Here is an 11,865-nt window from a genome sequence, read left to right on the forward strand (position 1 = left end):
GACCTTAAATATTTTCAGAGAAAGTATCACCGTGTTGAATATCTCCGTATTGATAGCCACGATTAAACCATTTCTGACGTTGAGCAGAAGTTCCGTGTGTGAAACTATCAGGAACGCTCTTGCCATAGGCTTCTTCCTGAAGAGTATCGTCTCCAACTGCATGAGCTGCGTTCATGGCTTCTTCGATGTCTCCCATTTCGAGTAAGCCCTGTCCTTCAACATAGTGTGCCCAAGCCCCTGCATAGTAGTCTGCCTGTAATTCTAGACGGACATTGAGGGCATTGGCAGCTTTTTCTAAAAGACCACGGCGTTCTTTATTGTAACGATCCATAATGCCTAGCTCATTTTGTACATGGTGGCCAACTTCATGGGCGATGACATAGGCCATGGCAAAGTCACCAGAAGCACCGTATTTTTGAGACAGGTCTTGATAGAAGGTTAAGTCAATATAAACCTTATTGTCACCAGAACAGTAGAATGGTCCGGCACTCGCAGATCCTACGCCACAACCACCAGTTGGTGTTTGTTGGTCGTAGATGACAAGTGTTGGTGCATGATAAGTACGCCCTTCTTTTTTGAACTCTTGTGTCCAAAAATCTTCTGTTGAGTTAAAAACCTTGCTGATGAAGACCGCATCTTCATCCGAAACTTCCGATGGGGAATAATTGGTTTCGTAATTACTTTGGGTAGCGTTTAAACCGAGCAAGTCTCCTAAACCAACCCCACCTCCAAGTAAACTAAAGGCCAGAATAGCGATAATTAACCATTTGCCTTTACCAGATGAAAAGAGGAGTTGCAATAAGAGCCCCATCATGCCTGAGCCGCCACCAACAGGACTTCCTCCATATGAGCCACCTGATTGGCCTCGTCGATCCTCGACATGTCGACTTTGTTCTAAATCATCTATTTTCATAGTATTTCCTAACTTTCTTTTTCTTATCTATATTATAAGGGAAGAAGGGCAAAAAGAAAAGCAAATAAGAGCAGAGAACTAAGATTTTTGAGAAAAATCACTCCGTCACTTTTTTTCTCAAAAAAGAAATAGTATAATACTAAAAAAGGGGTGTGAGGTGAGTCATGGTTGAAAATCGATTAGCGTGGGATGAATATTTTGCAGCGCAAGCACTGCTGATTGCCAATCGGGCAACTTGTAACCGTGCCAAGGTCGGAGCAGTACTGGTCAAAGATAATAAGGTTATTGCAACAGGGTACAATGGTTCTGTGTCTGGAACGGAGCACTGTTTAGATCATGAATGTCTAGTCGTGGATGGACACTGTGTACGGACCCTTCATGCAGAAGTCAATGCCATTTTGCAAGGAGCAGAACGTGGTATTCCAAAAGGTTTTACGGCTTATGTCACGCATTTTCCATGTCTTCATTGTTCGAAGCAATTATTGCAAGTTGGTTGCAAACGGGTGGTGTATATCAACGAGTACCGGATTGATGATTATGCTCGTTACCTTTATACAGAGAAAAAATGTGAATTAGTCCATTTGCCACTTGAGGTTGTCAAAAAAGCCATTTTGGATGCGGAGTTTATTTAGAAGCGATAGGTATTTTGGGAGGTGCTGTTGGCTGACAAACAACTGACGTTAGAGTCAACGAAACAGATTTTAAATCAGTTGTAGGTATGTTTCTTTGCTCTCTTCCATCTATTATTTATATTTTTGCTTCAGAGAATTTTCAAGAGTACCATCCATACTGACTCTTGGGGGAATTGTAGAGTTGTTGACAACATTTTTTGCGATCTATGGCATGTTACTGATTAAAACTAAGACAGGAAATGCTTGGGGCTGTGTGTTTGCCTTCACTTTTATTTGGAATGCCATATGAGTTAGAAATTTGAGTTAGAAATTTTGGAGAGAAATATGATTTTTAAAGTAGCGATTTTACAAGCTCGTGCAGAAATTTCAAATATCAAAAGAAATATTGATACTATAATCTGCTCTATGAAGGAAGCATCAAAAAATGGAGCAGACATTTTGCTACTTCCGGAATGTTTTGTGACAGGTTATGAACTTCCGATGGCGTATGAAAAAAGTATATCCTGTGGTGACGAAGTGATTATGAAAATATGCGAAGTGGCAAAAGAGTACGCTATAGGTGTTGTACTAACATCATTTACAAAAGGAAAAAGGCAACCTCAAAATACAGCTTTTGTCATCAATAGGTCCGGCGAAATATTGATGAAATACTCAAAGGTACATACTTGTGATTTTGCTGATGAAAAAGATGTTGAGGCAGGAACTGAATTTAAAGTTTGTGATGTTGATGGAATAAAAATTGGTCTAATGATTTGCTATGATAGGGAATATCCTGAGAGTGCAAGAATACTGATGTTAAAGGGTGCAGAAATTATTCTTGTACCAAATGATTGTGGTTCGATGAGGCCACGTATTCAAGCTTTGTCCACCCGAGCGTATGAGAATATGGTTGGAATAGCTATGGCAAATGCTAATGGGGAGAACGCAGGTTGTTCTTGTGCATACAGTCCTATTTGCTGGGACAAGAACGGGATTTGTCTTGATAATACAATTATGTTAGCAGATGATGTGACAGAAGGATTGTATTATGCAGATTTTGATATGGATGCCATAAGAGAATATAGGAATAGTGAAATGATGGGGAATACATTCAGAAAGGTAGTCGCATATAAGGAATTATTGGACACTACAATTTCAGAACCATTTATAAGAGGTGGACAAAAATAGATTTCTCCTACAAATTCTAATTTTTCTTAGCCAAACAACGAAATAAAAGTAATCACATAGCAACTTATGAAACAGCAGATTGTTTTCTGCTGTTTTTTAGTAAAAACGTATGATTTACAAGACGGAAAGGACCAAATCATGTTATAATAAGTGAGTTATTAAGTCCCGAAAAGGTAGTCGTATGACGGATATTTGGAGGATGCCAAATGTTTTTTTGCGACTAGTGCTTTGTAACCTAGTAACGCGTAGTGAATCAATCGTTCAAGAGGAACTACGAGATTTTTATTAAAGGGGGGACATGTTTATGTCAGAACGGAAATTATTTACGTCTGAGTCAGTTTCGGAGGGACATCCGGATAAGATTGCTGACCAGATTTCAGATGCGATTTTGGATGCGATTTTAGAGCAAGATCCAGAAGCGCACGTTGCAGCAGAAACAGCTGTCTACACTGGATCTGTTCATGTGTTTGGAGAAATATCAACAACAGCTTATGTGGATATTAATCGAGTAGTACGGGATACCATTGCAGAAATTGGTTATACCAATGCAGAATATGGCTTTGCTGCAGAATCAGTTGGTGTGCACCCATCATTGGTAGAACAATCACCTGATATTGCCCAAGGGGTTAATGAGGCTTTGGAAGTTCGTGGAAATGCAGAGCAGGATCCACTGGATTTGATTGGTGCAGGAGACCAAGGTCTCATGTTTGGTTTTGCCGTTGATGAAACGCCAGAACTCATGCCACTTCCTATTTCGTTATCACACAAATTGGTGAAGAAATTGGCTGATTTACGAAAAACTGGAGCGATTTCTTATCTGCGTCCAGATGCTAAGTCACAAGTAACGGTCGAGTATGACGAAAATGACCAACCTGTTCGCGTGGATACGGTTGTTATTTCAACGCAACATGACCCCGAAGCAACGAATGAGCAAATTCGTGAAGATGTGATTAATCAAGTGATCAAGGCTGTTATTCCTGCGAAGTATCTTGATGACAAGACAAAATTCTTTATCAATCCGACAGGTCGTTTTGTTATCGGTGGCCCTCAAGGGGACTCTGGTTTGACAGGGCGGAAGATTATTGTTGATACTTATGGTGGGTACTCACGACATGGTGGCGGTGCCTTCTCTGGTAAAGATGCGACAAAAGTGGACCGCTCTGCTTCATATGCTGCACGTTATATTGCAAAGAATATCGTTGCCGCGGGTCTTGCTAAGAAGGCAGAAGTGCAATTAGCTTATGCAATTGGGGTAGCTCACCCTGTGTCAGTCCGTGTGGATACCTTTGGTACTAATACAGTAGCGGAAAGCGCTATTGAAGCGGCGGTACGCAAAGTCTTTGACCTTCGTCCCGCAGGGATTATCCAAATGTTGGATTTGAAACGTCCAATCTATCGTCAAACTGCGGCCTACGGTCACATGGGACGAACGGATGTTGACCTACCATGGGAAAAGTTGGATAAGATGGATGCTTTGAAGGAAGCAATTCATCCATCAGGGAAATAAAATTTCAAAGACTAGAGATGACAGCTCTCTAGTCTTTTTTAGAATGTATTTGGACAACAATTTGGAATACGATTCACTTATAAAGGATTTCAGTATGGGGCGTTAATATAGTCTATGTGTTTGCTTCAAATTTGGATAAAACTTTGGATGAACTTTAGATGAAAAGGTTTGCTTTTTCAAAATACTAGCTATTTTTCAGGGACTATGGTACAATGAACTGTATGCCTATTTGGCGAAAAGTCAGAAAAGAGAATCGTTTGTATGAGAAAGATTATCATCAACGGCGGTCGGCCGTTAAAGGGAAAAGTGACTGTAAGTGGAGCGAAAAATTCAGTTGTTGCCCTGATTCCAGCTATTATTTTAGCTGATGGCGTTGTGACATTGGATGGTGTTCCGTCCATATCTGATGTGGACAGTCTAGTGGATATTATGGAAACCATGGGTGCTACTGTTCGACGTGACGGGGAAACTCTCGAAATTGACCCACGTGGCGTGCAAGATATGCCAATGCCTTTTGGTAAGATTAACAGCTTACGAGCTTCCTATTATTTCTATGGTTCCTTATTGGGACGCTTTGGACAAGCAATTGTTGGGTTGCCTGGAGGCTGTGATTTAGGACCGCGTCCGATTGACCTTCATTTAAAAGCTTTCGAAGCCATGGGAGCTAGCACAACTTATGAAGGGTCCAATATGCATCTTGTCGCTGAGAACAAGGAGTTGCATGGGGCTCACATTTATATGGATACAGTCAGTGTGGGAGCGACCATCAACACCCTATTAGCGGCTGTGAAAGCAACAGGTCGGACTGTGATTGAAAATGCAGCACGTGAGCCTGAAATCATTGATGTTGCGACCTTATTGAACAATATGGGAGCCCGCATTCGCGGAGCTGGTACAGACATCATTACCATCGATGGTGTGACAAGCTTACATGGGACAAGACACCAAGTGATTCCAGATCGTATTGAAGCCGGAACCTATATTGCCCTCGCTGCAGCGGTTGGGGAAGGAATTCAAATTGACAATGTTCTATATGAACATTTGGAATCCTATCTTGCAAAATTAGAAGAGATGGGTGTGCGAATGACAGTTTCCGAAGACAGTGTCTTTGTGGAAAAACAGACAGAGTTGAAGGCTGTTTCTGTTAAAACCGCTCCTTATCCAGGTTTTGCAACAGACTTGCAACAGCCAATTACGCCTCTATTGTTAACGGCTAAAGGGACTGGTCGAATTATGGACACCATTTACGAAAAGCGGATTGGTCATGTGGCTGAGTTGGCTAAAATGGGAGCTGATATTTCGACAAGAAGCAATTATATCGCTTATCAAGGACCAAACCAATTGGTTGGGGCAGCTGTAAAAGCAACGGATTTACGAGCAGGTGCGGCGATGGTAATTGCTGGATTGATGGCTAGTGGTCAAACTGAAATCACAAATGTAGAATTTATTCTGCGTGGTTATTCGGATATTATTGAAAAACTTGTCAATCTTGGAGCAGATATTCAATTGATTGAGGAATAGTGAAGAGAATTTTTGGGTGAGAGTTGTTTTTAAGAAAACAGCCATCTCACTCTTTTTCATAGGAGAACAAGGATGAGTGTGTGGCAAAAATTAGCAGCCTACTCTTACTTAGAAACAGAACGGTTGATATTACGACCTTTTCAATATGATGATTGGAAGGATTTTTATACGATTGTTTCAAATCCTGAGAATTTGTCCTTTATTTTTCCACAGGTATTGACTCCATACGAAGCTCAGGAATTGCTGGTTCTTCGTTTTATGAAAGAACCATTAGGACAATGGGCGATTGTTGATAAAAGGACTGGGCACATGATTGGTGCCATTGGTTTTGAAAAGCTAGATGACCATCATAGGCAAGCGGAGTTAGGGTATTTTATACTGAAGGATGTGTGGGGACAAGGTTTTGCTACAGAAGCTGTCAAAAATATCTGCTTTTTAGCCTTTCAGGAATTAGGCCTACGAGAATTGAGCATTATAACTCATCTAGAAAATATTGCTAGTCAGCAAGTGGCTTTGAAATCTGGTTTCAAACTCTTGCGGCAGTATAAAGGCAGTGACCGTTATACCCATCAAATGAGAGAGTACAAACAATATCATTTAAAAAAATAGAAAGAAAGTAATACATGATTACAATTAAATCACAAAGAGAAATTGCAGCAATGGATAGGGCAGGTGATTTCCTAGCTAGTATCCATATTGGTTTGCGGGATTTAATCAAACCAGGCCTAGATATGTGGGAAGTCGAAGAATATGTCCGGAAACGTTGTAAGGAAGAAAATGTCCTTCCTCTTCAAATCGGAGTAGATGGTCATATCATGGACTATCCTTACGCGACTTGCTGTGGTTTAAATGATGAAGTGGCCCATGCTTTTCCACGACACTATATCTTAAAAGATGGAGATTTGCTCAAGGTGGATATGGTATTGAGCGAACCATTGGACAAATCTGTGGTCGATGTGTCTAAGTTGGATTTTAATAATGTTGAACAAATGAAACAATATACAGTTGATTATGCAGGTGGTTTAGCGGATTCTTGTTGGGCTTACGCAGTTGGAAATGTCTCACAAGAGGTAAAAGATTTGATGGACGTGACCAAAGAAGCCATGTATATTGGGATTGAAAAAGCTGTTGTGGGCAATCGGATTGGCGATATTGGCGCGGCTATCCAAGAATATGCAGAAAGCCGTGGTTATGGTGTTGTACGTGATTTGGTAGGACACGGTGTTGGGCCTACGATGCACGAAGAGCCAATGGTTCCTCATTACGGCCGTGCAGGTCGAGGCCTTCGCTTGAAAGAAGGAATGGTTCTTACCATTGAACCAATGATCAATACTGGTACATGGGAAATTGACACTGATATGAAAACTGGTTGGGCGCATAAGACGCTAGACGGTGGTTTATCCTGTCAATACGAGCATCAGTTTGTGATTACAAAAGACGGACCACAAATTTTGACCAGCCAAGGCGAAGAAGGAACTTATTAAATAAGTGAGAAAAGGAAGGAGTGATGAATCATGCATAAGAGACAGAAAAAGTCTAAGATAAAGCAGTTCTTCACGACCTTCTTTTCTTTGTATATGTCAGCAGATTTAGATATTACAAGTGTTGCTGTGGCCTACTATATCCTAATCTCTGCTTTCCCAGTACTGATGTTGTTGGCCAGTTTGTTGCCATATTTTCAATTTGATGTACATCAGATTTTGCTATTTTTAGAGGATATGTTTCCTGATAAGCTTTATCCGACTGTAGAGCGGATGGTGCTGGCCGTTTTGACCAAGCCGTCTTCATCTTGGTTGGGGGTTTCGATTGTCACAACTTTGTGGACGATTTCGCGTAGTATGGCGGCCCTTCAAAAGGCAGTGAACAAGGCTTACGGTGTAACAGAGCATCGAGATTTTATTATTAGTCATATTGTCGGAGTCTTTTTGGGCATTGGTCTGCAACTGATCATCACGCTTAGTGTGTTGATGATTGCTTTTGGCAACAGTGTCTTGCGTGCTCTTGATCGATTGATTCAATTTGACCATGGCTTTTTTGTGAAATTAGCGAGTCAGACAACCCCAGTTGTCTACATCTCCCTCTTTTTAGCTTTGGTTATGCTCTACTTTTTCTTACCCAATGTGCGAATCAAAAAAATTCGCTATGTATTGCCAGGTGCGGTCTTTGTTTTGCTCATTATGGGTACAGTGGGCCACCTATTCTCGCTCTACGTAGATGCCTATGTCCTTCGGTTGATGGATTTCCGTTTTGTGACATCGGTGATTATATTGGTCCTCATGCTTTGGTTTGTTTTCATGGCAAATATCTTGATTACAGGAGCAGTATTGAATGCGACTGTCCAAAGTCTGTTTGTGGATGAATTTTATACTCGTGATGGAGATGTCGTTTCGATTCTCAATCGGATAAAAGCTCGGATAAGAAATGTGGAATTAGACGAAGTTGAACAGAAAGAAAATGCAAGCAACTCTTGAAGAGTTGCTTTTTTACAAGAAAATGTTGCAAATGCAACAAAAATAGGTTACAATGATAGACACAAAGGAGGAAATGTGATTATACGAGAAATAGGGATTATAGCCCGCAGTTTGGATTCAATCGCCAATATTGAATTTCGGGATGTTCAACTAGCCAAGGGCCAGTATGCGTATTTGGTGCGTGTGTTTGAAAATCCGGGAATCATTCAAGAGGAATTATCCGAAATGCTGAAAGTGGACCGTTCGACAGTGGCACGTTCTGTACAAAAATTAGAAAAGAACGGCTTGATTGAGCGGACATTTTCTTCAGAGAACAAAAAGAATAAGATGCTGTTTGTGACTGAAGAAGGACATCGATTAGCACAATTTCTCCTGAGTGAACATCGTTACTCAGAAGCCCAAGCTGTAGCAGGATTGACGGCAGAGGAACAGGAAATTTTAGAGAGATTACTGTCCAAGGTTCGATCAAATATCGTAAAAGATTGGGAAGCTGTGAAAAAAGGTGAAAAAAGAAATTATTAAAAAGGAGTTCAAATGAAAGTAGTTGTAGATCAAAATTTTTGGGAAATTTTTCCAGAAGCACAAATTAGTATTTTAGCAGTGAAGGGGTTGAATAACCAAATTGATGAAAGTAAGGATCCTTATTTTCAAAAGTTACTCAATCAGGCTGCAAAAAAAGCAGAAGATTTTGTAGAAGAAGAACCATTTACACAAAATGATGTGATAAAAGAATGGCGTGAAGCTTTCACAAAATTTAAAACGAAAAAAGGTGCCCGTTCTTCTATCGAAGCACTTCTAAAACGTGTTAGCCAAGGTCGAGAATTTCGCCCGATTAATCCGCTTGTAGACTTGTACAACAGTGTTTCTCTTTCTTATGGTGTGCCATGTGGTGGTGAGGATCTTCAACGTATTGAGGGAGATATGCATCTAGGTAAAGCGACAGGTGGAGAAGCCTTTTTCCCACTTGGTGCAGAAGAAGATTCTCCAGCTTTGCCTGAGGAAATCATCTACTATGATGAAGGCGGAGCGATTTGTCGTAATTTTAACTGGCGTGAAGCCCAACGGACTATGTTGACAGAAGATACAACGGATGCTGTGTTAGTCATTGAAGCAGTGAATGCTGGACAAAAAGAACGAGCACTTCTTGCAATGGAAGAACTTCAAAAACTTGTAGCAGACTATTTTGGGGTAGCGGGTGAAGTGACGCACCTTACGATTGATGAACCAAGTGTGACAATTGAATAAGAAAAAGCCTGAATTTAGGCTTTTTTTGATGACTTCTTATGACGAAAAATGGACATGTATAAACGAATTCTTCGGATTATAGCAGATTATCTTGTGAAAATATTGTGATATTCTCAGAGATTAAGTTTCGCTTTGTAATGTGGAGTCGAACTTGCTTTGAGAAATTCTGATAGAAAATCTTGTAAGCTAGTGGAAAAGACCTGTCAATTTTAAAAAATTTATGTTATACTAGACAAGTTGTGAAAACAACCCTTGGCACTTCCTCCCTTTAGCCAAGCATATTAGAAGCGGTATAGCCGCCAAAGGAGAATAAGATGAATAACAATAAATGGACTGTGCGCGATATGGCAGAAATTGCCCTTGTCGCTGCAATTTATGTGGTGTTGACGATTACGCCACCGCTCAATGCAATTGCTTACGGTGCTTATCAGTTCCGTATTGCAGAAATGATGAACTTTTTAGCGTTTTATAATCGGAAGTATATTGTTGGCATTACGATTGGCTGTATGATTGCCAACTTGATTGGCTTTGGCTGGATTGATGTCTTTGTCGGTGGAGGATCCACTTTAGTCTTTGTGACCTTGGGTGTCATTTTATTTGGAAAATATATGAAAGAGCCACTTTTTGGTGGACTCATGAACAAAGCCTTTTTCTACTTTGCTATTTTCTTCTCTCTTTCTATGTTTACGATTGCGATTGAATTGAATGTACTGTATCAGAGCCCTTTCTTGTTCACATGGTTTACAACAGGTATCGGTGAATTTGCTTCCTTACTTGTAGGGGCAGTTATCATTACGAACTTAGCGAAACATATTGATTTTACACGATAATCAACTATTCGGGAGGCAACAGCTAGATTTCTAGCTGTTTTTTTGTGGGATAGATAAAAATTCCATGTCTGTTTTTATTTGATGGGGAATAATGGGAATTTAGTTAATTTCCACTTCATTTTGGAAATTTATTGTTTATGAAAACCTTTACATTCTAAAGAAAATTCGTTATTGTAATAGTAAATAAAGGAGGTTACTATGATTCATTTTCCAGATGGTTTTCTTTGGGGAAGCTCTACTTCAGGTCCTCAAAGTGAAGGTCGTCTTTCAGGTGATGGGAAAGGTGATAACACATGGGATTATTGGTTTAGCCAAGCACCTGAAAAGTTTCATAATCAAATTGGACCTGAAAATACTTCAACATTTTACACGCATTATCAAGAGGATATTGACTTACTTGAGGCAACTGGTCATACTGCGTTTAGAACTTCAATTCAATGGTCACGTCTCATTCCTGATGGCGATGGCGAGGTAAATCCACTCGCAGTTACATTCTATCGTGATGTTTTTCAAAGAGTGAAAGATAAGGGGATTACTTTGCTTGTCAACCTTTATCATTTTGATTTGCCAATGGTATTAGAGAACAAGGGTGGTTGGACACAACGTGAAACGGTACTTGCCTATGTACGCTATGCCAAAGTTTGCTTTGAAGAGTTTGGCGATCTGGTTGATCGCTGGATTACATTCAATGAGCCGATTGTACCAGTAGAAGGTGGTTATCTCTATCAATTCCATTATCCTGCTGTGATTGATGCTAAAGCGGCAGCACAGGTTGCTTACCATACACAACTGGCAAGCTCTATGGCAGTACAAGCAAGCCATGAGATAAATCCTGATAAGAAAATCGGAATCGTTCTTAATTTGACACCCGCTTATCCACGTAGCCAGCATCCAGCAGATGTGAAAGCAGCTCGGATTGCTGAACTATTTCAGGCTAAGAGTTTTCTTGATCCTTCAGTTAAGGGTGAGTATCCACAAGAGTTGATTTATATTCTGAAAAAACATCAACTCATGCCAACCTATTTACCTGAGGATTTAGAAGTGATAAAAGCTAATACGGTCGATTATCTCGGTGTGAATTATTATCAGCCTTTACGTGTTGCAGCACCGAAGCATCAAGCACATCCAGACTCACCATTCTTCCCAGAGTTTTATTATGACCACTATGAAATGCCTGGTCGTAAAATGAATCCTCATCGTGGTTGGGAAATCTATGAGAGAGGAATTTATGATATTGCTAAAAACCTCGAAAAAGAATATAGCAATATTGAGTGGATTCTCACCGAGAATGGTATGGGTGTCGAAGGTGAAGAAAAGTTCCGTCAAGATGGCATCATTCAAGATGACTATCGAATTGAGTTTATCAAAGGACATCTAAGTGAATTGCACAAGGCAATTGAAGAAGGTGCGAATTGTCAGGGATATTTACTGTGGACCTTTATAGATTGTTGGTCTTGGCTTAATAGTTATAAAAATCGCTATGGCTTGGTTGAGTTGGATTTGGAAACTCAAGAACGTCGTATTAAAAAATCAGGAAAATGGTTTAAAGCACTTAGTCAGAACAATGGTTTTTAGAAGA

Annotated in this window: 12 protein-coding genes and 1 riboswitch; of the genes, 11 read left to right on the forward strand and 1 reads right to left on the reverse strand. The window is 40.2% G+C overall.

Annotated elements, in window-relative coordinates; translation table 11 throughout:
* Positions 1–4 precede the first annotated feature (4 nt).
* Positions 5–913: a KPN_02809 family neutral zinc metallopeptidase gene (gene ypfJ / locus A3I9_RS0100540; protein ID WP_018377129.1), complete on the reverse strand. Its 909-nt coding sequence runs from the start codon at positions 911–913 to the stop codon at positions 5–7.
* A 164-nt stretch (positions 914–1,077) separates the two neighbouring features.
* On the opposite strand from ypfJ, the gene A3I9_RS0100545 reads away from it, so the two are divergent.
* From A3I9_RS0100545 to A3I9_RS0100595, 11 genes are all read left to right on the forward strand, one after another.
* Positions 1,078–1,545: a deoxycytidylate deaminase gene (locus A3I9_RS0100545; protein ID WP_018377130.1), complete on the forward strand. Its 468-nt coding sequence runs from the start codon at positions 1,078–1,080 to the stop codon at positions 1,543–1,545.
* A 324-nt stretch (positions 1,546–1,869) separates the two neighbouring features.
* Positions 1,870–2,712 carry a carbon-nitrogen hydrolase family protein gene (locus tag A3I9_RS0100550; RefSeq protein ID WP_018377131.1) on the forward strand — a complete coding sequence of 281 codons (843 nt, stop codon included), beginning with the start codon at positions 1,870–1,872 and terminating at the stop codon, positions 2,710–2,712.
* Positions 2,713–3,016: 304 nt separating this feature from the next.
* Positions 3,017–4,219 carry a methionine adenosyltransferase gene (gene metK / locus A3I9_RS0100555; protein ID WP_018377132.1) on the forward strand — a complete coding sequence of 401 codons (1,203 nt, stop codon included), beginning with the start codon at positions 3,017–3,019 and terminating at the stop codon, positions 4,217–4,219.
* A gap of 261 nt (positions 4,220–4,480) precedes the next feature.
* Entirely contained in the window at positions 4,481–5,740 is a 1,260-nt protein-coding gene (locus A3I9_RS0100560; RefSeq protein ID WP_018377133.1) for a UDP-N-acetylglucosamine 1-carboxyvinyltransferase, read from the forward strand.
* A gap of 72 nt (positions 5,741–5,812) precedes the next feature.
* On the forward strand, positions 5,813–6,349 hold the full coding sequence (locus A3I9_RS0100565) for a GNAT family N-acetyltransferase (protein WP_018377134.1): 537 nt from the start codon (positions 5,813–5,815) through the stop codon (positions 6,347–6,349).
* A 14-nt stretch (positions 6,350–6,363) separates the two neighbouring features.
* Positions 6,364–7,224 (forward strand): methionyl aminopeptidase, encoded by an 861-nt coding sequence (locus tag A3I9_RS0100570; protein WP_018377135.1) that lies wholly within the window; start codon positions 6,364–6,366, stop codon positions 7,222–7,224.
* 30 nt (positions 7,225–7,254) lie between these two features.
* Positions 7,255–8,211: a YihY/virulence factor BrkB family protein gene (locus A3I9_RS0100575; protein WP_018377136.1), complete on the forward strand. Its 957-nt coding sequence runs from the start codon at positions 7,255–7,257 to the stop codon at positions 8,209–8,211.
* A gap of 75 nt (positions 8,212–8,286) precedes the next feature.
* Positions 8,287–8,733: a MarR family winged helix-turn-helix transcriptional regulator gene (locus tag A3I9_RS0100580; RefSeq protein ID WP_018377137.1), complete on the forward strand. Its 447-nt coding sequence runs from the start codon at positions 8,287–8,289 to the stop codon at positions 8,731–8,733.
* A 12-nt stretch (positions 8,734–8,745) separates the two neighbouring features.
* The gene (locus tag A3I9_RS0100585) at positions 8,746–9,456 is read left to right on the forward strand and encodes a B3/B4 domain-containing protein (RefSeq protein WP_018377138.1); all 711 of its coding nucleotides are present in this window, start codon (positions 8,746–8,748) and stop codon (positions 9,454–9,456) included.
* A 219-nt stretch (positions 9,457–9,675) separates the two neighbouring features.
* A riboswitch (PreQ1 riboswitch) is annotated at positions 9,676–9,773 on the forward strand.
* Positions 9,771–10,286, forward strand: a complete 516-nt coding sequence (locus A3I9_RS0100590; protein WP_018377139.1) for a QueT transporter family protein — start codon at positions 9,771–9,773, stop codon at positions 10,284–10,286. (Overlaps the previous riboswitch by 3 nt.)
* Positions 10,287–10,484: 198 nt before the next feature.
* Entirely contained in the window at positions 10,485–11,861 is a 1,377-nt protein-coding gene (locus A3I9_RS0100595; protein ID WP_018377140.1) for a glycoside hydrolase family 1 protein, read from the forward strand.
* The last annotated feature ends 4 nt before the right edge of the window (positions 11,862–11,865 follow it).

This window comes from Streptococcus ovis DSM 16829 (genome assembly GCF_000380125.1).
In the GTDB taxonomy this organism is placed as follows: Bacteria; Bacillota; Bacilli; order Lactobacillales; family Streptococcaceae; genus Streptococcus; species Streptococcus ovis.